Raw genomic sequence first — 24111 nt, 5'->3', positions numbered from 1 at the left:
ATACGTTCTACCCTGGCTACTGCTATAATAAAACCATATAAAAAATGGTCAACCAGAAATATCTGGCTGACCTTATAATACGAACGGAGCAGGTTGGTTGAATAAGAAGGGATATTTGTAAGAATGTTGAAGTAGTAAAGAATATCGTTTACCTCAGGTTTAATAACAGTAATGTCTAGTTGATAAGGGGGGACAATATGAGGACCAAAATGATTATGTTGATTTCTGTGCTATTCTTAATGACACTTGTCGGTTGTAACAATATTGATGAGAACGAAAATCGAGAGGTAAGCCCTACTTTTTCATTACCCGTTACTTTTGGTGACGGGACAAAGGGTGAGTTTTTATTGATTGGTGAAGAAGGGAAAATTGGTCTTTTGGTCGGATCGGGTAAAACAGGTGAGGCAGTAGAAGAAAAGTTTATTGCTAATAAAGTAAATAAACATATGTGGTATTTCTGGGGAGAGAAAGATAGTATCAGTGGTGATTTTAAAGTAGTTGGAATTGACAAAGAAGGGAAAGAACATCCTGTGTTGTTATCTGGCAATGATAAAGTATGGCAATATTCTAATGCTTCCATTAGCCCTAATGACGGTGCAGATTCCCATATCCCATCGAATATGGTGTTCCCTACAAGTGGATTATGGAAATTAGAAATATATTTTAATGATAAAATATTTGGGGAACTAGTTATAAACGTTGAAGAGAGTTAAATCATCTTCAACTAGGATGCTTTAGTTTAATTTTTCGATTCATCAATACAAAAAGGCAGATTTATTCTACACGTTTGGAGATTAAATCTGCCTTTTTGTTTTTTAACAGCAACAATCTTTGAGAAAACAGCCTTTGTAAAAGAATACGTCCCCTATCATCTTCAATTATTGCTCCACAGCCAATAGCCAATAGAGTTTCATGCCCGATCATTTGTCTCATCATTTTAATGTAATCATTCATAATTGATACCCTCTTTCCTTTTTGTAGATCCCTAAACAATCTTTTCATAATTTACTTAAAGTTCTAGAAATAAGTTCAATCCATTAAATACCATAAACATCCTTATTTTACATTGTTTCTTCGAATATAAATACACAGGGTTCAAATACAAAAAAGCAAGACCCAAATTACATAAAAAAAATGAGCCCTGCCTTTATTTATTTTCCATCCTTATTACTTAATTTTTGAATCTCGAGTAGTTCAGATATCGTTACAAATTTATATCCCTGCTCATCAAGCTCTGGTAAGATTTTTTCTAATGCTTTCACAGTCTGCTCACGATTTCCACCGCCATCATGAAATAACACGACACTTCCAGGCTTAGCACCTTTTAAAACAGTATTGACAATTTTCTTTTCTCCAGGACTTTTCCAATCAAATGTATCTAAATGCCATGACCACATGACAACTTTATACCCTTCTTTTGATATTGCATCAATCATGGAATCCGTGTATTGGCCTTCAACGGGTCTAAATAAAACAGGGACATAACCTGTAATACCATAAATTGTTGCATGTGTTTGTTTTATTTCTTTCATCAAATTGGAAACGTTCGTTCTAAAAGGATGCGTATATGTGTGAATGGCTAGTTCGTGACCTTCTTCATGTATACGTAAAGCGAGCTCTGGATTTTTTTCTGCATTTTCACCCACAATAAAGAATGTAGCCTTTGCATTGTACTTGTCTAATATATCTAAAATGTCAGGTGTGTACTTTTTATGAGGACCATCATCAAAGGTTAAGGCGATCACTTTTTCATCCGTATTAATATCCCACAAAATTTGTCCTGCCTCTTCGTAATACTTCCTTCCCTTGTCTGCAAAAGATTTTTCATTAACAAAAAATAAAAATAACCCGAAAAAGCATAATGCAATCAGCAGATAGTATTTCCTCAAATTTTCACCTCCTGCAAATAATATTTCTAATCATTATTATTTGAGGTTTAAACTAAAAAATGCTTTTATTTTTGTTCTTTTAATTGTATATAAAACCAATAACAATCCAAATTGAATGTAAATAACGCTACACATTCTATTCTTAAAAATGTTATATTATTTGGAAGGAGTGTGATTATTTTGATAATAAAGGTAAAGGAAGAGGAATTCGAGTTAAACAGCTCCAACCTAAGTCAAAGGTGTTTTGAACCGCTCATTCAGATTTATAAGGTAAGGATGTCCAAAGAAACTAATATCGGTGTAAAAGAACGTTTTTATGAGGAACTTACGGAAGGCCAAAGAGCATTATTTATGTTTTATGTTTATTATAACCATATTAGTAAATCTCTTATCGAATTTTATTGGTGGAGTGCTTATTTCATGGCTCAGCCTAAAAATTGGGCAGCGATCAAAGCCTGTTTTAAATATTTTAATGATGAACCTTTTCTTTTACTCCTGGAGAAAATTGAACAGGAACTAAAACAGCATAATCATCCTACTACATTAGAGAATTTTACAATCACTCGCGATGAATTAAATGATAACAAAGAGCTTCATGCCTCTTTTGAAACGCTATATGCAATATTCGAAAACATTTATCCAACTACTATAGAAAAAATAAATACTTTGATCGAAACGAATTTACATGACTTTGTACAAATTGAAAAGTAAGGAGTATTTTCCATGGCAACAATAGAAGATTTTATGAATCTTGATATTAGAATCGGTACTGTTATCCAAGCCGAAGAACTTACAAAAGCAAGGGTTCCTGCTATTAAAATGAAAATTGATTTTGGAGAAGATCTTGGCATCAAGCAATCCTCTGCTCAAATTACAAAACGCTATACGCCAGAAGGAATTATGAATACGCAAGTAGTAGCAATCGTTAATTTCCCTCCCCGTCGTGTGGCAGGCTTTAAATCTGAAGTTTTAGTAATTGGCGGCGTTCCTGTAGAAGGAGATGTGATTTTATTAGCTCCTGATCAGCCTGTACCAAACGGAACTAAAATTAGTTAATGCTAGGATTTTGTGATAAAAAATGAAACTGTGTCACAGGCACAAAAATAGCTTTAACCTAAAACGAGAGGATCCTAGAAAATGAAAATTTATTATGATTGGTGCTACATCATTAAAATCTTCCAATAAAAAATAGAAAGGAGCGTGATAATGAAAAAAAAAAAGGAGAGAACATTATGAAAAACAGACAAGCAACAACTAATGACTATGAAACTATTATAAATCTTTGGGATCGATCCGTTACCAAAACCCACGATTTTTTAAGTTTAAAAGATAAGGAAGACATTAAACAAGAAATTCCTTTGTATTTCCCACATCTTGATGTGAGACTTTGGTATGTGGACAATGAATTGATAGGTTTTTCAGGGACCAATAACCAGCACTTAGAAATGCTATTTTTAGAACCTGCTGAGATTGGAAAAGGTTATGGCAAACAATTAATACAACAACTTATTAGAGATTTTAATATAAGGTCTGTTGATGTCAACAAAGACAATGAAAACGCAATGATGTTTTATTTGAAAAATGGTTTTACTATTGTTAGTGAAGATCCAACAGATAGCTCAGGTCGTCCTTATCCAATACTTCATCTAGTATTAACGTAATTAGCAAAGGCAATCCTGCTACTTTATTCATAGGCTATGGTAAATTTAGATTTAAAAAAATTAGGGATACCTAAATGGTTCCCTAAATTTTTTTAATAATAATGCCATTTTGAATTTGTGCTTAAGATAATTTAGATACTGGAATTCGAAAGACCTAAACTATCATAGTTATCTGTATTTCTTTTTTGTGTTTTTATTACTACAACGATCGATAAATAAAAACTAAGCTAGTTAATTATCAAGATATTTGGTAGCCACACCTTTAAAGCTTGTCTATCCATTTGTTTCAATTAAAAGCATACCTTTAAAAAAGTTTAATCAAAATAGCCCCTAAACTTTCTATTTATTAATGAATATCATGTAACTTCATTTTTTCCAATTCTTTCTTTCTTTTATTTTTTAAAGATTCCCTTCCTTTAACCCAAGTTCCTAATAAAAACACCGTACCAGCAACTGCAACTTTAATGAGTGAAGATGTATTGACATTTCCCGTTCTAGTTGTCCACCATCCAAAAATAAAAACTAAATACAGAATAGGTACAATTGCTCCAAAGTAAACGTTGGCTCTTCTAGATAAAAATGATTGAACGCCTATTATTACAATGGCTATTAAAATGGCTATCAACCATTTATAATTTGGATCCATTAATCATCATTCCTTTCGCTTTTATATTTATCAATAATCATTTTTGCCGTCTCTAAACTCAACCGTTCATCAATAACCAAATTTTTAATCATATTTACAAACTCCAGGTCTTCAGTATTGCTACTCAGTTCAATTTTTTTAATTAAAGTATCTAATTTAGTCCTTACAGTCGGATATGAGACACCATAAATTTTAGATATATTCTTTAAAGACCCAGAATTTATTATAAATTTTCTTATAAATTCAACAGATTCTTTATCTAAAGATAAAATCCAAGATGGTACTTCATCACGGTTCATATCACCCCTCCTTTTTAACAATGTTAAACAATAATTAAATAAAATCCAAGTAAACATTAACATTATTTATATTTTTAAGGTTATTTTAAGCAAAACGTTTTTTTGACGTAGAAACTTTCCGTTGGACTAATGCTAGGTTAATCATTTGTTCAATTGTTTTGTGGAATTATTGTCGTTTGAATGGCATCATTTTAAAATAATGATCATCTGTAAAAGCATGGAATTGTCATAATTATAGAGGAATCTTAGGGGGCTACCGGGTGGATATTTAATTGGTTTATACTTGTAGGCTGGCAAAAAAGCACTAACATGCAAACTGTCAGTGCCTTCGAAACAAATTAATGCTTACTTCTTCACTTTAGAAAGTGTCATGCCATCACCAATTGGAATAATAATCGATTCTAATTGGGGATGGTTCGCTACTGCTACATTGAATTTCTTCATTATTTCCGTATAGCGTTTTGGTTGGGTATTTGGGTCTGCCACACTTCCTGCAGCAAGCACATTGTCAGTAACAATAATCGCATCGGGATTTGCTAGCTGTACACAGTAATTTAAATAGTTTTCATAATTTTCCTTATCAGCATCGATAAAGAAAAAGTCGAATCGCTCATTTCTTTGTACAAGTTTTTCAAGACTTTCCAATGCAGGACCTATTATATAGGATACCTGTTCACCAAAACCTGCCTTCGATAAATTACCATTTGCTAACTGTGCGTATTTTTCCTCTAATTCTAGAGAAGTTAATTTGCCATCACTGCCGAATCCTCTTGCTAGACAAATCCCACTATATCCACCGAGAGCCCCTACTTCAAGAATGTTTTTAGCTCCTGTCATTGAGACAAGCATTGTTAATAGTTTTCCAGAGGAAGGAGAAACAGAAATGGCGGGCATTCCGTTTTCTTCAATAGATGTAATGACCTCTTCTAAAATAGCGTCTTCGTTATAAAACACGGCATCAATGTACTGATTAATTATTTTCATTCAGGTTATTCCCTTCCTCATCATTTTTTAAAGATTTTTCATTATCTTCTTCTTCACTGTCAGATGGAGCCATCGTTTCACTTTCATGTATTTCAAATAATTGAATGAACTCATTGATGACCATATCAATGGCTTTTAATTCACCCACTAATATTGGCTGAATAGATTGAAACTCTGGTTGCTCTAATTGTTGCTTAATCGTTGCACGCTTTAGATTCATCATCTCTAAAAAAGCAATCGCTCTTCCACGTCTGAAAGTTTTAGGTCCGCGTTGATGAGAGCCATCTCTTCCTCTGTGACGTCCCCCACGATGATGTCCCTCTTCTCTAAATTCCTTCATTTTTTCACTTCTCATTTTTAAACCCCTTTCATTGTATACATTTGTATACACTTAACCCCTTTCTTATCGTATACAAACGTATACAATTTGTCAATAATCTTTATTCATTTTCCCATTACTTTACCTTTAAGCAGTTTGTAATATTTACCTCTACTAGTATTTCCATTAAACTGGATGTATCAGTCAAATTAATTTGGCAGTGAAACTGGTTTAGAAGCATGTCATATGTGAAAAGGTGGTATATTGAAGAAAAAATCTTGTTTATTTTTAGTATTGTTTAGTCTTTTTTTAGTTGGTTGTAATGAAACAGTAACAGAATCTAAAAAACCTGATGCAGCAGAAGTTTTAAGATTGGACAACCATGCAGATATTTATCAGTGGGAAGGGAACATTTTACAAACCAATATAGAATGGATTGATAAACTGGAACTCAATGAAAACAAAAATATTGGTGAAATCGAATTTAACGCAACTAAAGCTGAAGATTTTAAAAATGGTACAGCTAACCTTTTACCAATTGGTGCAAAAATTTATTCTGTAAAAGAACGTGATGATATTTTCATCGTAAAATTTGACAATGTGGTTAAACGATATTTAATTCTATCTGAGGGCTGATTTTTTTTGAAAGGAGACGAACATGTTCATTCATGATACAGTAACAGATTTCACCGATAATTATCTGCCTACCATTGAATATTTAAAAAAATATTATGAAAAGCATGCGAGCCATTTTGAAGAATACTTTCGATATCATTGCCATAAGGTAGATAAAAAAATGAAAATGGCTATTCCAAAGCACCAGGAAAAGATTTCAACATTCATTGAAATAAAAGATAAAATGCCTAAGCTTATTAGTGATATCGCAAGGGACTATGAGCAGATGTACGATATCACCTTTACAAAAGATGTACATCTGATTATAGGTTTATACGGAAGTAATGCTTTTACTTACCGACAAATCATACCAGAAATTGCATTTTGCATAGAGAAACTTTCCTCTCAAGATCGCCATTTGCAAATTATTATTGCTCATGAGTTTGGACACGCTTTACACCATTTATTATCCGAAAAAAGCGGTGTTGATTGGACAATGGTAGACTGGGAGAGCCCATTCACTTGGCTTTTGCAGGAAGGTATTGCAACATATTTTTCTACAAAAGCGGTACGTGCGAGGAAAGATGAATACTTTGCGTTTCAAGAAGACATAGAGTGGATAACATTTGCTACAAATAATAAACAAATAATTATTGAAGCGTTTTTAAGCGATTTAACTTCGCTAAATGCAAGAGCAGTTTATCTTGAATGGTTCTCTATTAATGGAGGTAAACGATTTGGTATCAATCGCTTAGCTTATTTTATCGCATATGAATTCATACAAAACTGCCTTCAAGAACTTGAAGAATTGGATGTTATTACATTATGGCGAAATGTTAACTATCAGGATATTATTTATCAGCAGTTAACCGAAATGACAAAGAAAAATGGATGATTTAACCATTTATTGATAACGATTTTTTTGAGGTCATCTTTCTGAAGATGACCTTCTTTGTCTATGGAAGAAAAGAAAAAGACGTTTCTAGACGTGTTTCCCCTACTCAAGTAATTTAGGATCTCAATCTAATATTCCAGAATAGAAATCCTCTGATAATCCTTCTTATTCGAAAATCCAATTGAATCTTACTTATTCCTCACATTACACACATCCACATTTTTTTAATTTCCTGACCAACAAAAAAAGCGTTAACCCTTTTCGATTAACGCCCCCCTAAAGCTGAACAAAGTTCTATCAACCTTTAAAACATGTTTTTTTCAGTATTTGTTTGAAAATCTAATACGCAATACCTACACGTGATTTCACATATTCTTTACTCTGAATTTGTAGATAGGCAAACTCTGCGGTATCTGCTACAGATATTTCTACCCCACCATCCGGTAAAAAGTCTCATTCGATACGATAAGTGCCCGTATATTTACCATCCGGTAAGTATGTTGGACAGACGATTGTCCAATCAGTATTAGAATTTTTCAATAAATGATAAACTTTATGATGCTCCTCTGCCGCAAAGGTTGTTTTTCTTTTTGATTCGCTTGATTGATAACGTAAAATACTTGGTGTCAATCGACTTTGTAGAATACTAGCTGTTCCGACAGTTATCATTCTTTTCACATGCTCTTTTTCCATTGCATCAAGAATGAGCGGCATACTTTCAGTTAATGTACTTGTGCCATCAGTGTTTAATGCACTAATTACAATGTCTACATTCGCCATGACCTTTGCTATATCTTGTTTTTCTAAAACATTTCCTTGTACAATATGTAAATTTTCATCATTTATTTTTAGCTTATTTGGGTGACGAACTAAAGCTGTAACGCTATGTTTATCTCGTAACGCTAGGGTAACGATATGGCTACCAACGCGTCCAGTGGCACCTAAAACTAAAATTCTCACTATGATCACCTCTTTTCTTGATTATAGCACACAAATGTTCTGTAACGATTTAAAGCATTGTTAATGAACATCAGTAAGTCTGATATTAACGATAAAAAGCTGAAGATCATTAGTTTCCGCGATACTATTGACAATAGTTTGGATTTCGCTTTCTGTACTCTTTTCGAGTTTATCTAAATTATGTAATTGTATCGTTATTAGTTGATTGCTCGGAGATTCAATTAAGTAGCCGATTGTACTATCTGGAAAATAACCTGCTGCTCGTAACGCTACTATAATTTTTTGTGTAAAATTCGTAGTTTGTAATTTTTCACCAATTTCTTCACTATAATTTGTATCGGGATTTTTTTGAATGGGTCTTTCATATGAAGGTTGATTATATTTTAGCAATGCTGCAGTTACTAACATCAAGGAAAATAAAATAAAAAGGCCTTTTATTAATCCTCTCATATGTTCTCTCCATTTCATCTTTTTTAATAGAATACGCTGATCATATTAAATAATATGAAATATTTGTTTTATAATCCTTATAATATTTGCCAGGCTAACATTTAGATGGCCTGGCAAAGAGACAACATTCACCTTAGTCGTTTATTCGTTTACGATTACTTTCACAACAGGTTCTAATTTTCCTACATATGCATCCCCAACATAATCAACATCTATTACTATAGCTCGTGGCACGAAACGTTGAATGCTTTCCAAAAGACGAGCGGTGTTGCGTCTTTTGACAAGCTGGAAAGGTGGAAGCGTGTCTAAATCTCTGTAAAAAGGGCAAGATATTACGAAAGTAGATAATATAAAAGCTACATTTTGTAATATTTCATCAACGCCTGTAGCATTAAAATCAATATTGCTTGTGGCGGTCACTTGATGTGTCATCCTATCAACCTTTCTTCTACGATACATGGAAAGATGTTAGTAATCTTTCTTAATATGAGCTTTTCATCGAAAAACGAGCACTTAGTTATTTATGCTAAATGCTCAAAGGTTATGAACAAAGCACACATTCTCTATTGTATGTATACAATTCAATGTATCGTTAAACAATTGCACAGGTGTCAGGTCCACATTCATCCCGCTTTTATCATTGGATTTCACATTAAAACATTATTTATCTTATTAGTGCGTAATAAATAACATACAACCAACTTAAACAACCATGGATGATTGCCCAGATAATGGAATGATTTACACTCCAGGAAATAGTAATGGCCAACACGGAGCCAAAACTAATACCGCTCTTAATAACTGTTTTGTTTTCCATTTTCCTCACCTTCTTTACTTTTCTAATTTCAGAAGTTTGCCTCCTCATCTTTATTCCTCCTAATCACGTCATCAATGAACGTATGTTTGTAACATCTATCTTATGATTTATAATTTCACCGCTAATAAAAATCACAATGAACACGCCACTCATTTAGCTCTGGATTAAAAAAGAAATAGAAATTTCCATTATCGACGATATTGAAATATGCCTTCTCGTCTGAGGCAATCTGTAATACAAAGGGAAAGTCCTCACCGTAATCATGACCACTTTGACAAAAAGCTGGATAGCCACCTATTTTATGAATAGCGTATATTTCCTCTACAATATCATCGAAGTATTCAATATCCTCCTCGTGCTCTAACCTCAAGATTTCATCCTCCACATCAGATGGAATCCCTCCCCCATCCCATGTCGGATAATCATTTTCAATAAGTTTTGGAATAAGCGGGAAAGCGCGAATACGGTCATGGTGCCAATTTTGCTGGATTAATCCTTCTATAGATGTGTATGCTCTTATTTCAAAAAAACGGCTAAGATCATCTTCTATGAGGTGATCAAATATTTCATCATTGATAAATAATGTTAGCAGCTCAATATGCTTTAGTGACGCAGGCACAAAAGAAAGATCCTTTAAAAATAAGGTCGCTAGTGGTTGAAACCTTTGTGGCCTCTGTTCCTCAGGTAAGGACCATCCAACATAGCCAATCCAGCTTTCTAGCAGGTCATATGTAGGTCTAAACCCACCTGTTTCAAAAATTGTTGCCTGTCTCACTAGCTGTGCCTTAATATTATCAATGTCCATTAGCAGATCCCTCACTTCGACAAATACAATCTACGACATGATCATTAACCATTCCTGTTGCCTGCATAAATGAATAGCAAATCGTACTGCCAACAAATTTAAAGCCGTCTTTTTTTAATTGCTTGCTCATTCGTTCACTAATTTCTGTTGTAGCAGGTACATCGGCTATGGACGACCATTCATTATTAATCGGCTGATGATCCACAAATCCCCAAATATACTTAGAGAAGGTGCCATATTTCTCTTGGATCCGTAGAAAGGCTTGAGCATTCGTCACAACACTAGCAATTTTAAGCTTATTACGTACGATGCGAGAATCCTGACGAAGCGCCTGTAGCTTGTCATCCGTATAGAGTATGATTTTCGAAGCATCAAATTGATCGAAAGCTGCCCGGTAGCCCTCTCGTTTTTGTAGAATTGTCCACCAGCTAAGTCCAGCTTGTGCCCCCTCTAAACAGAGCATCTCAAATAAATGCCGATCATCATAGACGGGAATACCCCATTCTTTGTCATGATACTCAACATATAAAGGTTCATCTAACTTGACCCATTCACATCTTTTCATTTCTATATCCTCCATTTTATGTATTCCTTTATCCCTCTTATACAAAGCTAGCCTTTTTTATGTGTTTTCCTTTATTGTAACGGTTTTAAACCCAACACTTCCAAACAGCTACTTGATTTTAGGTTTTGTTTTATAGGCTTTCATATGATAATTAATTTTAGCTCCGAAATTATGATTCTTCCCATCGTCCTCCAATATTCTAAATACAACCTTCACAACATTTGCTATGTGCAACCAAAAACAGTTTGAAATCGTATCAAAAAAATAATCTGTTTATGAAATGCTTGAAACACTTGCTTTGGTCATGATCACTTTTCCATTTGATTTGTTTTTATGGAGTGTTTGACAGCCTGTACAAAAAAGTCTTTATCATAGATTTTACCACTTGGATTAATATTCGATAAGGATTGAAATGTTTTTCCGCTTCACAGCCAACAATTAACACAAGATCACCATCATTTATGGTTTCCTGTTTCATTAGTCAAGTATTCAAACTACTATGCTCCTTATTTGCATCAATATGCCTATGAATGCTCTTTGGTTTTAGCTTGTACAATGAATCGTTGGAAAAGCGTCATTTCAAATTCCCCTTTGGTCATTTTCACTTTCAAAAATTTGTTCCGAACTAAGGATTAAAATGTCTTGTGTAGCTAACCTATTTAAAGCTGCTTCCTTACTTTGATCAGTAGCACCTGCGACTGCATCCCCCACAACAGTTACAGCAAAATTTCTAGCTAAAGCCCCTTCCACTGTAGCAGTTACACAGCCTTCTATAAAAACGCCCGTTACTATTAATTCGTGGATGCCATGATTGTTTAAATACTTCATTAAGCTAGGATTACTAAATGCATCCGCTTTATTTTTTGAAAAATACACTCCCTCAGCTTTTAATAATCGTTTATCCATTTCCGCACCTTTACTTCCTTTTAATGCAGTGAATTTTCGTAAAAGGTTGGAAAGTATTTGCTTTCGCTCAAATTCATTCCTAATATAGAGGATAGGGACATTTGATTTTTCAGCTCTTCTTATCAGGCCATTAATGCCTTTTAAAATGGGCTCAATTTGATGCTTTGCCACAGGCATTCGGGCTTGATTACTAAGGTAATCATTTTGAATATCGAGTACCATTAACGCTTGCTTCAAAATATTAACCTCCCTGTATTTTTATATTTTTACGTTCTTAAAAAGCAAAAGGTTTCAATTTTTACCATTTTAAACAAAGGAGACTCAATATGATTAAACAAGCCAATAGAGAAGATGTTCAAACAGCATCAAATTTAGCACTACAACTCTGGCCAAATCATACGTTAGATGAATTTAACGAGGAAATGGCGCAACTAATAAATGCTGAAAACGCTACGATTTTCCTTGCATATGTGGATGATGAAGCAGTCGGTTTTGCCCAATGTCAACTCCGAACAGATTATGTTGAAGGTACCCACTCAAGCCCAGTCGGCTATTTAGAAGGACTTTTCGTAAAAGAACAATATCGGCAGAAAGGCTTTGCAAAGCTTCTGATCGAGAGTTGTGAGCATTGGGCTAAACATAAAGGATGTCTACAATTCGCGAGTGATTGTGAAATACAAAATCTCGAAAGTCTAGCGGTCCATCTTAAATTAGGTTTCACCGAAGCAAACCGCATTATTTGTTTTACGAAGGAATTATAAAAATGAGGTGATTCAAGTATATAGTCAGTTAATAATGCAAAAAAGAAAAAAATCACAAGTGCTTTTTTACACACTTGTGATTAATATTTGTTCGATATATAAAGGAATAATAACAGGAACACAAACGTTAAAGTCCTTTTATTTTGGCTATTAAACGATATGTACTATTTATTAATTTAAATATGTATTGGCTGAAATGTTTCTTTCGCGCTCGTCCATTACTAGGTGGATAATAAATGCAAGTTGTTGCTCTATTCGCTCATTGTTAAGATACATAATGTTTGCAATTGCTTTTTTTTGTTTTTCTTCTAATCCTACCTTCTCAAGCAATAACATAATTTCTTCTTTCGAAAGCCCAAACATACTATTTTCACCTCCAATTTATGATTTATTATTTCATAATCATTATTCACTTTTTTCAAACGGCGAACTTACACAACCATTCCATGACCTATTTTCACTGATTATAGGATAACACATAGACTTAATTAATCCAAATTTTACTTTATTTTAATAAAATTCCAACCTCTATAAAAAATCATTATTATTCGATAATAACTTTCAGTGTAATGATTTTTAAAATTAATTAATTCTATTATAAAAATAACAACCCCATTTGTCGAATTTTAGTATTCTTCAGTACGGCTTATAAGTCTATATACGAAGGCATGTTTGAATGAATAAGGACAACAAATAAATTGCTCATTTTTTTAATACATTTTTATTTTTATTATAAATCATCTGTCGTTTTACATTGCTTTTAGCTCATAAAAAAAGTAATTTCAAAATAATTGAAACTACTTACCCTTCTATTGTATTAGGTTAATTTACACTGTTTTGTTACTATTATTATCCGGGGCATTTATGTTAAATTTTTGTAAATTTTCAGCTGATATTTGTAATTTTACATCCAATTTTTGGATACTTACTATTTCTGTTTGATTTAATATAACATTCTTTGTCTTGTCACTAGTATTGACTGGTAAATTAACTATTCTCGACGTTGTATCAGTCTTCCATATTGTCTTGTTAGTATACCCTTCGATGAATAATTGGCTCTTCCCCTGTACAATAGCTGGTATTTTTACAGCCGTTAGATCTGTATACACCATCTCAAGTAAAGATTGATTGGACATCGCTAAAAATGGTCGATCTGCTTTATCAATCGTACAATGCTCAATACGCCCGATTGATTTATCAGACCAAACTATGGCATATTGACCTTCATAACAGTTGTTAAATTTACTATTGGCAACTTCAAAAATAGCATCAATACAAGTAATCGCATTTCCGCTAATGTGTTCAAACGTACAATTATCTGTAAAGAGTCGAGCATTATTTATATAGATATGATGACTTTCTAGCTCTTGAATTATTGTATTCTGCAGCGTAATTTTGGCGTGATCATTGCCATAAATACCACCTGCCTGCCCAAATTGGATCTTACACTGATTGAGCTTTAACCCGCTTGAGTCAATAATAAAGTGAAATTGTGGGTGTTCTTGGAGATCACACTCTGTCATCGATACATCGGCTTCGTTGACAATCGTAACGCCTGTCGCCTTTCCCTTATTTATCCTACATGTACGAAACTCCGCTTTACTATTTTCAATTAACAACTGAGACTTCACATGACGCTGGATCTTACAATCATACATAATCGCCCTAGATTTCTCACCAACATATAGTCCGTTTCCTACTCCATCAGAAAAGATAGAATTTGTCACCATCAATTCACTTTGATGAACAACTAGTTGCGTGTCTTGATGATGCTTGATTTCACAGCCATCCATCGTTAGTTTCGAGCTATCAAATACTTGCACCCCTACATCTTTCCCTTGGTGAATAAGTGTATTGGTCATTGAAATTGAACTGCAGGCTGCTACAATTTGTGCCTTTTTATGTCCATGAATTTCACAATCCACTAGCTCCATTTTTACATCACGCATTGCATAAATGCCATTCATTTGCCCTTCTAACAGCATACAATTAGTTAAAGCGATTTCACTATTTTGCACATTAATTTGAGCTTTAACATGATGCTGGATCGTTGAATCCACTAGAATAACGCTTGAGCCATTATCAATACTTAAACCAATATGATTGATTGGACTTGCAAAAATATCGACATTTTTCATCATTAAACTACCGAAGCTTACGGTCACTTGTGTCTGCACCATTTGTTGCTCAATGACACAGTTTTCTAACTGTAAATCTCCCTTTACATAAATACCCTGCCCTTGGGTAAAACGCAAGTTTCGCATATTTACAAGTGTCTGATAGCGGATAAACACGCCACCTTTAATGGTCACATTCCCCACTCCATAAAGTGTCAGCCTTTTGGAAATTTCGAAGCTTTCTTCATATATCCCATCCCGGATTTCAATGAAATCCCCCGGCTCTGCCTCTTGAATCGCCTGCCCAATACTTTGGTATCGGTGCATAATACTTCTCTTTACAACAAGTGTCGCCATCTCTACACTCCTATGTCGCTTTTCTTTTATTTATATCCCCATTGAACTTCCTATTATTCAATTTTGTACAAATAATTTACAACCGATTCTTTTATAGAGCATAGACTTTTTTCTATTTCATCCGCAAAAGCACACAATAAAAAACCAGCAATTAAACGATTTTCTCGTCATTGCTGGTTTAACGGATTTTAAATTTTCGATGCAGCTACTTGATTCTGTATTAAATGCAAGTCCACAATTAAACAGACATAATTACAATTTAAATTTCCTAACAAGGTCGTTTAAACTCTCTGCCATTTGTGCTAAATTGGCTGAACTATTATTGATTTCATCCATAGAGCTGGCTGCTTGTTCGATTGTTGCAGAAGTTTGCTGTATGCCTGCAGCGGATTGCTCCGAGACAGCGGCAATTTCGTCCACCGATTTATTAATATTGACAGTGCTTTGTACTACGTCTTCTAGCTTTGTCGTCATGCTGTCAATGTTTGCTGACATTGAGTAAACAGCTTCTGCAATGTGGCTGAATGTTTCATTTGTGGAAGCAATTTGAGTTGTGCCTTTTTCAACCTCTTCGTAGCCATTTTCCAGTGAAGATGTCACCCTGTTTGAATCTTGTTGAATTTTTTGTACGATGCCTGTGATATCGTCAACCGAGACGGCTACTTGTTCGGCAAGTTTACGAACCTCATCTGCAACGACCGCAAATCCTTTACCATTTTCTCCAGCTCGAGCCGCTTCAATCGCTGCATTAAGTGCCAGTAAATTCGTTTGTGCGGCAATACCCTGTATCACTGCCACGATTTTGGAAATGTCCTGAGTTTGTTTACTTAGTTCGTCTACCTTATGAACTGCATCCTTCACAATATGATGAATGGATGTCATTTGCTCTGTGGATGCGTCCATTAAATCTTGGCCCTCTTTCGTTAAAGCCATAACATTTTGGGAATATTGCTGAACATCCGTACTGCTATTATTGACATCTGTTATCTTTAAGGTGAATTCTGTCATTGTTGTAGCTACATCTGATGCATTACTTGCCTGCACTTCTGTACCACTCGCGATTTCAGTGACTGTGTCAACAATTTGTGCCGTACCCGTTTTCACCTCTGTCGCTGATTGCATAAGCTCCTCACTATGTGCAGCTACATCATTAGACACAGTTTGAATTTGTTTTAATAAACGGTTCAAAATATCAGACATCGTATTCGTTGCTTCTGTAAGCCTTCCTACTTCATCTTTGGAATTCACCACAAGTGCAGGCTCACTTAAATCACCTTCAGTTATTCGTTGCATACGATTTGTCACAGCGATGATTGGTTTAGAAATGATTCGAGCACTTAATAATGCAATCACGATGGATACGATAACAATGACAATACCGACGATTATACCTGTAAGTTGCTTAGTCTCACCTGCACTGACAATGTCTGCACCTGTCGCATTAATCGATTGCTTACGATGCTCTGCTAACCCCTCAAAGCCTTCCCGTATTTCTGTTGCCTTATCACTCATAGTTGCTAAATTTTTCGTCGCTTGTTCAATTTGGCCTTGATCATAAACAGTAAATACTTCTTTTTCAACATAACGGCTCCATTCTTTAGCCATTTCCGCAAATTCGTTGAAATCACCTGTCTCTGATATTACTAAACGTCGTTTCTCATTCTCATCCGCACGCTTCACATTATCTTCAAAAATTTTCTTATACTTTTCATCACCAGAAAGTACATACCCTCTAGCTGCGGCAATTCTTAGCCCTATCGTCTGAGCTTCCTCATAATCTGTAATTAGTAATTGCATTTCTTCATCAATAATTCGTTCCGTTGCGCTGTTGCTTTGGTTGACTGCATAAAAATTGTAACCAATGTATAAAATCACTACTGCTACTACAATGCTGAAGGAAAAAACGATTCTTTTACTAATTGACTTAAAATTCATTTCAAATTCTCCTTACTTTCCAAATGCAATCTAATGTGCATTGTTATAATTTGCACACCATTAGTAATTTAACACTCTTGATCCAGGTTTGGATTGATTTGGAATTTTACCTAGATTAAATGAAATAACTAATTGAATTTCATGTAATTTTCAGCGGATAATAATATCCATAATTTTCAGACAGATGACCTATCTAAAAATCTATACAACAGGACTTTTGACACACAAAAAGAACAGCCTCAAAAGTAAGCTGTTCCTTCTATTTAAATATTAATCCCAACAATTAAACATAACATCTCCGATTGTTTTACTATCAAAGCGTGAAATGTATTTCCATTCCACATCAGATAAACTGTGCAGCTCCTTATCCTGCGTCAACAATGTGTTTAGTGTATCGGCAGTAAGGCATTTACGCATTCGAAAATATTTGTGTAATGGAGCTTTTGTTAAAAATTGAAAGCTTAACTCTTCATCAAACTTAGCAAACGCAATATAAGGCATCAGCCTATGATGAAGTATCGTCAAACGCTCATCTCCCAGTTGAATTACCGCTTGCATATATACAACATGAGGATGATCAATAAATTGTAAAGCTTTTGCTCGTTGTTCACTTGTAACTAAATGATAAACCATCGACTGGAAAGATCGCATATCCTGTTCAATGAGATGGTCTGCATCAAAACCTGAAATCCCTTTCGTTAATCGCAACGAATCACCCCTTTATAATTATGTCTATATGACCTTCTAGTAAAGATAGGCAGATTCCTTCAATAAAAATCTATTTTCTTGTTATTTGATAGTTAATTTCTAAAAAAGGTAGACCGAAAATACGCATCTTGTGCACAGCCGTTAGTGTTGTTTCATCTTCTGCCTTTATCTTAAAATGCTCCTGTAAAGGTAGTTGAAATATAAAACGGTTAATGGCTAAATAAATCCCAGCATCCCCATCGTGATTACTCGTTAAATATAAAGCACCATTATCTTCATATAAATGTAACACCCCAATCATTGTTGAAAAAGGCAGTGGAAGTGCAATATTCATATAGGTGATTTGTCCTGTTGTATGCTTTGAATAGATTGCGACAAAGGCTGTTTGTTCGTCTATTTTACGAATCCATGCACGTGGAGCGGGACGTCCATCGTGCAGCTCATCAACTTTAACAACCGTTCCTGTCATCTCAATTTGCTTACTGGAGAAGGGTAAATTCAGCTGTTGCATGAAGCGACTTAAGCTTTGATAAATTAAAGCAAACGGTTTAAACCAGGTTTTCCACTTTATAGATGCCATTAAACGATACTGATTTGTTTCTTCATAAAAATGTGGAATGATGTGTGGCAGCTTTGTCGTATCCACAAAGTCACTAAGCGCATCGACTAAACCTGGGTGCGGGTCTTTTCGTTCTCGCAATTTCCCCCTAATTTGGCTTACTGGAAAATGGAATGGTTGAAATTTAGTTTCGGGAATAGCTATAGCCCAAGCTAGCACCCCTACACTACCGAAGAAAATACCATTCATAAATCCATGAAATGTTAGCATTTCTGGTATCCCTACATAGCCAAATGCATACATAAATGACCATATTATCGTGATACATAGTGCCCCGTAGGAAATGCGTAACAGTAAACCTTGTCCACGAGGAAGTTTCGTTTTTAAAGCAAGGAAAAATAAACTGTAAATCGCAGCGATATAAAGGATCACTGAAATAATTTCAATTATTGTAGAGAACGTTATACCAATTGCTACAAGAAGTGGGCCTGTCAATAATATAACAACGACTGCATTGTACCTTCTACTCTTATGTATTCGCCCAAAAAGACCTATAGAAATAGCTAATAAACAAGCTGAATAATGAAAATGGATGGCTGTTAACCACGTTATTAACGATGAAAAACCTGTATCGATGTTTGCGATAAAAGCAAAAAACCATAGTCCACCAACCAATATATAAATAAGCCCCACGTCAATTGATATCTCCGCCATGTTTGTAAAGCCTCGCTGTAAAAATCGCTTCACACCTTGTATAGCTAGAAACGCCGTATAAAAAACATAAATAAGTACGAGAACGATCGCTATCCAACCTTCAGACCACCAATGTAACAACGTAATAGCAAACATCATCGCGACAATAATAGCATCGCCGGGTTTTGTTAAAGAAAATGATCATTTTCACCATCGCTGGTACAAAAATCAGCTGTGCAACTGTGAGTAGCAACATATATTCAGGCTGCGGGCTAAACAAATAACAAACGACCGACAGCATAAGCCCTAATAGTAAGACAGGACTAGTTAGATTGTTGCGTAAATTCACCAGCATACATCATCAGCCTCCCTATTATTGAATTATGAATGGACACATGAATCGTAAACACATTCCTTTTATCATCAAATCCTTCCTCGACGATAACACGCCCCTCTAATATTTTGGGTATTGAACATTCTATTTTGGAAACGACAAATCGTTGGACTCCGGAGCGAATGACCAATTTCCCCTCACCTGTCACCGCAAAATGCAAATCTGAATAAAAAAGAGCTGGTGATCCTAAGTAATCCTTGACTATTTTTCGGACTGGATCAATCGTCATTCTCGCATCAAAATGTCTAGTTCTATTTGAAAAATTGAAAGTACGCTCCCATAACACTTCAAGTTCTCCACTTGGTAATACTCGACAAGTATTACAAATCGAGAATGGAACATCGTCGCCTGATTCAGGAAACAGGAATTTAGTTTTGGTAGCTATCGCATAAAAAGGACGAAGCCACTTTGAACCAGATTCAATTTTATGCATTACGCCAGTAGCATAAAAAGGCTGATCTACAGGTAACATATAACGCTTCTGCAGCATCGGATGGAGTCGAGTAAAGTCCTCGCCCAATAAAGTTTGATAAATCGTCATGTTGTTCCTCCTCGCTTTCGTTTACAGCTTTTGGCACTAGGCATATCTTTACTTAAAATCAACCCGATAATGGACAATACCCACAATGCTACATTAAGTGTTACAGGATTAAATGGAGCAGCAGCAATCGTTTTATCTGCTAGAACGACACCCAATGTTAAAAACGGAAATAACACTATTTGCGCGCCAAACAATAAACGCTTTCCTCGAGGCAATAACCAACACAGTGCAAAGATGATCTCTGCAAGTCCAATCCAGTTTACTATTTGGCTAGTGTTACTTGATCCATTCAACTGACTATTTTCTTCGCCTAGTAATTCCTCAATCATCATCACCTCAGTAGGATGTTGAACGATGATTTTCGGTACAAGACCGTGGTACAACCACACAAAACAAAAAAGCACACTAATGAGCACTGTTAAAAAAAAGCGACGATACTGAGAAAAAGGATTTTCTCCTTTTTCAAGCCATCTTTTTAAAACATCGAAACTAAGAGCTGTTGCCCAGCCCATTACGGGACGAAACACAGCATCAAATAATTTCCCTAGTTTCCCGTAGCGAACATCATAGTCATACTGGGTTAAAAATGTGAGCCCCTTGTCATTAGGAATATATCGCCAGTACCCTTTCCCCTCTGCAATTGGAGATATTTTTTGGAGTGTACCAAAATGTAACGAGGATGTTTTCGTACCATCTTTTTTATGATGCTCTCCTTTACTCTCACCCCAGCCACTAACTGCTATGCCCGGCATCACCTTCGTTTCATAAGTAAAGCGCTGAGCTTCTTCAGGAGATTTTTTATCGATATATGTAATAGAAGTAAAACGTAAATCCCATTGCTCATGCAGCTTAGGGTTTTGGGTATAATTCCAAGTCTCATTGATGGGCGCTCGTATATCCACCTCCACATAAATAGGCTTTTTCTTCATCTTTATATCCTCCTTCGAACAAGCTTATTGATTATTTTAGTTTACTTTCTATTATCCTCCATAACCACTACTCTATTAATGGTATTATAGCAATAAATTAATTTTTAACCATAAATTGGACTTTATCCATTTAATCGGAACAATACCATAACATAGGGTTGATTTCCGTTCCTACTGAGGGCTTTCGCACCGATAAAACTTTGTTTAGTTGTTCTTCGTTCCGACTTGGCGACTCCTTAGGGATAAACCAACCAACATCGTGTTCGTCCAAGCCCCTGGAGCGAAACGGGAGTTTTCAGTTCAAAAGCGAAGTGCTAACGTAGCAGCAAATAGTCGTAAGAAATTAGCCCATGAAATGCTTGATATTTAAATGAAAACAGACCCTCCTATGTAGCAGAGGGTCTGTTTTCATTTATCGAGCTATTTTATCTTTTTATCGCTTAATTTTTTCATTTTATCGGACATTTTTTCAAATTTATCGACATCTTACGCTCCTACAAACAGTACTGCCTGTCCGATTGCAATAAAAAATGCTTCATGCTGTATCGGGCTGTTGTCTTCAATTTGCAGCGTAATCTCAAAATGAGTCTCACAAAAAATAGCTTGCCAGCGTGCAATTGGTTGATCATCAAGAGAAAATACGGACCAGTCCTCCATTTCCTTGTTGAGTTTTATAGTTTGGACGCCGTCTGTGATGATTAAATCAGGGATCATAATTTGCCAGCCATCATAGGCAATCATATACTCTTTGCTTGTGACGAAATCCTCCCCTATAAAATGCACTCGACCACGACGCGACACCTTCTTACATGTGAAAAGAGGCTGACCAGTGACATCACTAACATCAAAACGTACAAAATAGCGATAGTCCATCGTGCGGTCAAATGCCTTTTTCAGTCCATTCGAATAAACACGTTGAACAGTCGTCGATACTTCCCCCGCTTCATTTAAAATGGCTACTGATTCTGTTGACTCAATGGCCGCTGGTTGTTTATATGTATAAATCTTCAATCCGTTCGCTCCTTCATTCAGTTGCTTTCTATAAACTAACATAAAATAAGCGCCAAATACAAAGGTTGTATTTGACGCCTTTAATGTTTATTTAGTTTGCTTAGGTACTTCGACTGTGAATGGTTGGAACTTCACTTCTTTTAGTGATAACTTATCGAATGGTATTTTTGTTTCTATGCCATCCTTATCCATTTGTACACCGCCCCCGTCTGAAGGGAGCATTAAATATGGAGTAATCGTTAATTTTTGAACATCGTTTGAAATCGGGTCAAAGGACTTTATACTGCTAAAGTTCCATACACCATTTTCGAAATGACCTTCTCCTCCACCAGAATGCGAAGTAATCTCCTTGCCATTCTGATCGGTAATACGGAATTCTATAAACGATGCACCTACTTGTGAATTATCAATTGTCCCCTTTTCAGACGCTTTATAGTCAAGTGCTATACCTGATGGGCTTAATGAAATTTTGGAAACATCCAGTTGAATGCCCTCTGCTTGTTGCTGATGATTAACTGGTACATCAATAATATTCTTAATCTTTTCAACAGGAACTGTAAATTCCCATTTCTCCCCTTCTTTCCCTTCTAACATTAAGCCCATTTCAAAGGAATCCGGCATCTTTCCCATCACAGCAAATCTTGCAAGACCTGTATGAACCGTTGGACTTATTACCTTTTCATAAAAGGTTCCAGATGCCACTTCAGGGTTTTTACCATTAATAGTAAAGTTTAGTCCTGCCCCAAAGTAATCCTTACTTAATACCTTTTCAGAATCAGCTGTAAATCCTACTGTAATATTAGAATCATCATAAAGAACTTCGTCTATCGTTACAGAAATACCATTAATAGTATGATTTTCTCCAATAGTGCTTGTTAATCCTTGTTCACTAGCTTGTTTAAGCCCAGGTAAGCCTGAGTTACTGAATACCGACCCGACAATTGGTAGCTGTGATAATGTGCTCGCGAAAGTTGGTGATACATACGCGGCAGAACCTACCATAATACTAAATGCGGCTGCCGCACTTGCTACATACAATAATGGTTTACGTTTACTTTTTCTTTTAATTTGTACAGGTGTTTGAGTCATATTTTTTTGCTCCTCTGCTTGTTTTATGCCATTGGCAATCGCTGCTCGTACCTCATCTCTTGGGAATTCCGGAAGAGTACTTTTTTCATTAAATGGCTTTTTCATTAAACGTTGCACTCCTTTCTAATTCTCGTTTTAATTGTTTTTTTCCACGATGCAAATACGTTTTAATAGTGCTAACTGGCTTTTCCATTACCTCTGAAATTTCTTTAATCGGCAAATCATGATAATAAAATAAAATGATGGCCATTTGCTGAGAATGATTCAAAAGCTGTATAGCATCCGATAAATCAATTGGATTCGCCATAACATTTTCTTGCTCCTGTAAACGATGTAATAATTCACTTTCTTCATAAGGAATGATTTTCTGCCCTTTTTTTAGCAAACGATAACATTCATGTATTAAAATCCGAAACAGCCATGTGGAGAAAAATTCCGGATGCTTTAGTTGATGCACGGTTAGATAAGCTTTACATGCTGCTTCTTGAATAGCGTCCAATGCATCCTCTTTTTGGCCAACATAAGAAAGCGCGGTATAAAATAATTTTTCTTCCTCTAAAATAAGTAGCTGCTCAAACGCTTCCTTATTTCCTGTTATAGCCTGTTTAACGATCGATAAGTCATGTTCCATGCTGTTTCCTCCTTTCAATACTTAGAGTAATTAACTCAATCAAAAGGTTTCACTTTGAAAAAATTCTTTTTATAAATCTTCTATCCAAGAGAGCGAGAACCGCTGATAGAAAACGGAACATCACTGATAAAAGAGCCATAATCGCTGATTGAACGCGGAACATCGCTGATAAGAGAGCCATAATCGCTGATAGAAAACGGAACATCGCTGGTTTTGGCTCTTCTTTCCATAACTTTCGCTCTTCTATTCACGATTCTGATTGTTCTACCCACGGTTTTGGCTCTTCTATTTACGACTTTTACTCTTCTATCTATGACTTTGATTCTTCCATCCACGATTCTAACTCTTCTATCCACGACTTTGATTCTTCTATCCACGATTCTAGTTGTTCTATCCACGATTCTGATTGTTCTATCCATGATTTCAGCTCTTCTATCCATGACTTTGACTCTTCTATCCTGATTTTGGCTCTTCTTTCCACGACTTTTACTCTTCTATCTATGACTTTGATTCTTCCATCCACGATTCTAACTCTTCTATCCACGACTTTGATTCTTCTATCCACGATTCTAGTT

At 35.4% G+C, this 24111-nt stretch carries 31 protein-coding genes and 1 pseudogene; 7 read left to right on the top strand and 25 right to left on the bottom strand.

The window, feature by feature from the left end; genetic code table 11:
• Positions 1 to 197 precede the first annotated feature (197 nt).
• The gene (locus ACIQ7N_RS13635) at positions 198 to 713 is read left to right on the top strand and encodes a DUF4871 domain-containing protein (protein WP_402932891.1); all 516 of its coding nucleotides are present in this window, start codon (positions 198 to 200) and stop codon (positions 711 to 713) included.
• Between the two features lie 61 nt (positions 714 to 774).
• Here ACIQ7N_RS13635 and ACIQ7N_RS13630 read toward each other — a convergent pair whose 3' ends face one another.
• Together ACIQ7N_RS13630 and ACIQ7N_RS13625 are read right to left on the bottom strand one after the other, a co-directional pair.
• Entirely contained in the window at positions 775 to 954 is a 180-nt protein-coding gene (locus tag ACIQ7N_RS13630; RefSeq protein WP_402932889.1) for an NUDIX hydrolase, read from the bottom strand.
• A 197-nt stretch (positions 955 to 1151) separates the two neighbouring features.
• Positions 1152 to 1889, bottom strand: a complete 738-nt coding sequence (locus tag ACIQ7N_RS13625) for a polysaccharide deacetylase family protein (protein WP_132358369.1) — start codon at positions 1887 to 1889, stop codon at positions 1152 to 1154.
• Positions 1890 to 2069: 180 nt separating this feature from the next.
• Here ACIQ7N_RS13625 and ACIQ7N_RS13620 point away from each other — a divergent pair, with 180 nt between their 5' ends.
• The 3 genes from ACIQ7N_RS13620 (at position 2070) to ACIQ7N_RS13610 (ending at position 3550) form a co-directional block, all read left to right on the top strand.
• The gene (locus ACIQ7N_RS13620; protein ID WP_402932884.1) at positions 2070 to 2600 is read left to right on the top strand and encodes a hypothetical protein; all 531 of its coding nucleotides are present in this window, start codon (positions 2070 to 2072) and stop codon (positions 2598 to 2600) included.
• Between the two features lie 12 nt (positions 2601 to 2612).
• The gene (gene csaA / locus ACIQ7N_RS13615; RefSeq protein ID WP_402932883.1) at positions 2613 to 2945 is read left to right on the top strand and encodes a chaperone CsaA; all 333 of its coding nucleotides are present in this window, start codon (positions 2613 to 2615) and stop codon (positions 2943 to 2945) included.
• Positions 2946 to 3121: 176 nt separating this feature from the next.
• Positions 3122 to 3550 carry a GNAT family N-acetyltransferase gene (locus tag ACIQ7N_RS13610; RefSeq protein ID WP_402932881.1) on the top strand — a complete coding sequence of 143 codons (429 nt, stop codon included), beginning with the start codon at positions 3122 to 3124 and terminating at the stop codon, positions 3548 to 3550.
• A gap of 346 nt (positions 3551 to 3896) precedes the next feature.
• Here ACIQ7N_RS13610 and ACIQ7N_RS13605 read toward each other — a convergent pair whose 3' ends face one another.
• The 4 genes from ACIQ7N_RS13605 to ACIQ7N_RS13590 form a co-directional block, all read right to left on the bottom strand.
• Complete coding sequence (locus ACIQ7N_RS13605) at positions 3897 to 4196, bottom strand: hypothetical protein (protein WP_132358377.1); 300 nt, start codon at positions 4194 to 4196, stop codon at positions 3897 to 3899.
• Positions 4196 to 4495: a DUF2089 family protein gene (locus ACIQ7N_RS13600; protein ID WP_402932878.1), complete on the bottom strand. Its 300-nt coding sequence runs from the start codon at positions 4493 to 4495 to the stop codon at positions 4196 to 4198. The genes ACIQ7N_RS13605 and ACIQ7N_RS13600 overlap by 1 nt, the downstream gene beginning before the upstream one ends.
• 345 nt (positions 4496 to 4840) lie before the next feature.
• The gene (locus ACIQ7N_RS13595; RefSeq protein ID WP_402932876.1) at positions 4841 to 5479 is read right to left on the bottom strand and encodes an O-methyltransferase; all 639 of its coding nucleotides are present in this window, start codon (positions 5477 to 5479) and stop codon (positions 4841 to 4843) included.
• Positions 5466 to 5834, bottom strand: a complete 369-nt coding sequence (locus ACIQ7N_RS13590; RefSeq protein ID WP_402932875.1) for a hypothetical protein — start codon at positions 5832 to 5834, stop codon at positions 5466 to 5468. Before ACIQ7N_RS13590 ends, ACIQ7N_RS13595 begins: the two co-directional genes overlap by 14 nt.
• A gap of 228 nt (positions 5835 to 6062) precedes the next feature.
• Between ACIQ7N_RS13590 and ACIQ7N_RS13585 the strand changes: the two genes are divergently transcribed.
• Both ACIQ7N_RS13585 and ACIQ7N_RS13580 read left to right on the top strand, forming a co-directional pair.
• Positions 6063 to 6434: a hypothetical protein gene (locus ACIQ7N_RS13585; protein ID WP_402932873.1), complete on the top strand. Its 372-nt coding sequence runs from the start codon at positions 6063 to 6065 to the stop codon at positions 6432 to 6434.
• 22 nt (positions 6435 to 6456) lie between these two features.
• A complete protein-coding gene (locus tag ACIQ7N_RS13580) occupies positions 6457 to 7308 on the top strand; it encodes a hypothetical protein (RefSeq protein ID WP_402932872.1) in 852 nt (283 codons plus the stop codon).
• A 339-nt stretch (positions 7309 to 7647) separates the two neighbouring features.
• Here ACIQ7N_RS13580 and ACIQ7N_RS13575 read toward each other — a convergent pair.
• From ACIQ7N_RS13575 to ACIQ7N_RS13545, 7 genes and pseudogenes are all read right to left on the bottom strand, one after another.
• Positions 7648 to 8268 (bottom strand): annotated as a pseudogene (locus ACIQ7N_RS13575) (NAD(P)-dependent oxidoreductase).
• Positions 8269 to 8328: 60 nt separating this feature from the next.
• Entirely contained in the window at positions 8329 to 8718 is a 390-nt protein-coding gene (locus ACIQ7N_RS13570; RefSeq protein ID WP_402932870.1) for a hypothetical protein, read from the bottom strand.
• Between the two features lie 141 nt (positions 8719 to 8859).
• Positions 8860 to 9150 (bottom strand): hypothetical protein, encoded by a 291-nt coding sequence (locus ACIQ7N_RS13565; RefSeq protein ID WP_274067208.1) that lies wholly within the window; start codon positions 9148 to 9150, stop codon positions 8860 to 8862.
• 232 nt (positions 9151 to 9382) lie between these two features.
• Positions 9383 to 9583, bottom strand: coding sequence for a hypothetical protein (locus ACIQ7N_RS13560; protein WP_248718948.1), 201 nt, complete (start codon positions 9581 to 9583; stop codon positions 9383 to 9385).
• A 73-nt stretch (positions 9584 to 9656) separates the two neighbouring features.
• Positions 9657 to 10340, bottom strand: a complete 684-nt coding sequence (locus ACIQ7N_RS13555) for a DUF1963 domain-containing protein (protein WP_402932867.1) — start codon at positions 10338 to 10340, stop codon at positions 9657 to 9659.
• On the bottom strand, positions 10330 to 10905 hold the full coding sequence (locus tag ACIQ7N_RS13550) for a DNA-3-methyladenine glycosylase I (RefSeq protein ID WP_402932864.1): 576 nt from the start codon (positions 10903 to 10905) through the stop codon (positions 10330 to 10332). The genes ACIQ7N_RS13555 and ACIQ7N_RS13550 overlap by 11 nt, the downstream gene beginning before the upstream one ends.
• 579 nt (positions 10906 to 11484) lie before the next feature.
• Positions 11485 to 12048, bottom strand: a complete 564-nt coding sequence (locus ACIQ7N_RS13545) for a cysteine hydrolase family protein (protein ID WP_402932862.1) — start codon at positions 12046 to 12048, stop codon at positions 11485 to 11487.
• A gap of 89 nt (positions 12049 to 12137) precedes the next feature.
• Between ACIQ7N_RS13545 and aac(6') the strand changes: the two genes are divergently transcribed.
• Positions 12138 to 12572 carry an aminoglycoside 6'-N-acetyltransferase gene (gene aac(6'), locus ACIQ7N_RS13540; protein ID WP_402932860.1) on the top strand — a complete coding sequence of 145 codons (435 nt, stop codon included), beginning with the start codon at positions 12138 to 12140 and terminating at the stop codon, positions 12570 to 12572.
• A 171-nt stretch (positions 12573 to 12743) separates the two neighbouring features.
• Here aac(6') and ACIQ7N_RS13535 read toward each other — a convergent pair whose 3' ends face one another.
• The 12 genes from ACIQ7N_RS13535 to ACIQ7N_RS13480 form a co-directional block, all read right to left on the bottom strand.
• Entirely contained in the window at positions 12744 to 12935 is a 192-nt protein-coding gene (locus ACIQ7N_RS13535) for a hypothetical protein (protein ID WP_132358405.1), read from the bottom strand.
• Between the two features lie 464 nt (positions 12936 to 13399).
• Positions 13400 to 15046, bottom strand: a complete 1647-nt coding sequence (locus ACIQ7N_RS13530) for a right-handed parallel beta-helix repeat-containing protein (protein WP_402932858.1) — start codon at positions 15044 to 15046, stop codon at positions 13400 to 13402.
• A gap of 252 nt (positions 15047 to 15298) precedes the next feature.
• Positions 15299 to 16981: a methyl-accepting chemotaxis protein gene (locus ACIQ7N_RS13525; protein WP_402932856.1), complete on the bottom strand. Its 1683-nt coding sequence runs from the start codon at positions 16979 to 16981 to the stop codon at positions 15299 to 15301.
• A gap of 270 nt (positions 16982 to 17251) precedes the next feature.
• Positions 17252 to 17689, bottom strand: coding sequence for a hypothetical protein (locus ACIQ7N_RS13520; protein ID WP_402932854.1), 438 nt, complete (start codon positions 17687 to 17689; stop codon positions 17252 to 17254).
• A gap of 70 nt (positions 17690 to 17759) precedes the next feature.
• Positions 17760 to 19100: a YndJ family protein gene (locus ACIQ7N_RS13515; protein ID WP_402932851.1), complete on the bottom strand. Its 1341-nt coding sequence runs from the start codon at positions 19098 to 19100 to the stop codon at positions 17760 to 17762.
• Positions 19101 to 19264: 164 nt separating this feature from the next.
• Positions 19265 to 19876, bottom strand: coding sequence for a DUF4166 domain-containing protein (locus ACIQ7N_RS13510; RefSeq protein ID WP_402932848.1), 612 nt, complete (start codon positions 19874 to 19876; stop codon positions 19265 to 19267).
• A complete protein-coding gene (locus ACIQ7N_RS13505; protein WP_402932846.1) occupies positions 19873 to 20805 on the bottom strand; it encodes a DoxX-like family protein in 933 nt (310 codons plus the stop codon). The genes ACIQ7N_RS13510 and ACIQ7N_RS13505 overlap by 4 nt, the downstream gene beginning before the upstream one ends.
• 486 nt (positions 20806 to 21291) lie before the next feature.
• The gene (locus ACIQ7N_RS13500; protein ID WP_402932843.1) at positions 21292 to 21816 is read right to left on the bottom strand and encodes a tubby C-terminal domain-like protein; all 525 of its coding nucleotides are present in this window, start codon (positions 21814 to 21816) and stop codon (positions 21292 to 21294) included.
• Between the two features lie 87 nt (positions 21817 to 21903).
• Positions 21904 to 23010 (bottom strand): DUF4179 domain-containing protein, encoded by a 1107-nt coding sequence (locus ACIQ7N_RS13495; protein ID WP_402932841.1) that lies wholly within the window; start codon positions 23008 to 23010, stop codon positions 21904 to 21906.
• Positions 22994 to 23536 carry a sigma-70 family RNA polymerase sigma factor gene (locus tag ACIQ7N_RS13490; protein WP_132358429.1) on the bottom strand — a complete coding sequence of 181 codons (543 nt, stop codon included), beginning with the start codon at positions 23534 to 23536 and terminating at the stop codon, positions 22994 to 22996. The genes ACIQ7N_RS13495 and ACIQ7N_RS13490 overlap by 17 nt, the downstream gene beginning before the upstream one ends.
• Before the next feature lie 80 nt (positions 23537 to 23616).
• The gene (locus ACIQ7N_RS13485) at positions 23617 to 23766 is read right to left on the bottom strand and encodes a hypothetical protein (protein ID WP_402932838.1); all 150 of its coding nucleotides are present in this window, start codon (positions 23764 to 23766) and stop codon (positions 23617 to 23619) included.
• Positions 23767 to 23846: 80 nt separating this feature from the next.
• A partial coding sequence (locus ACIQ7N_RS13480; protein WP_402932837.1) for a hypothetical protein occupies positions 23847 to 24111 on the bottom strand: 265 nt, incomplete at its 5' end.

This window comes from Lysinibacillus sp. NPDC095746 (genome assembly GCF_044763535.1).
In the GTDB taxonomy this organism is placed as follows: Bacteria; Bacillota; Bacilli; order Bacillales_A; family Planococcaceae; genus Lysinibacillus.
Note: the sequence above shows the minus strand (reverse complement) of the source record. Positions and strands in the feature narration are given on the sequence as shown.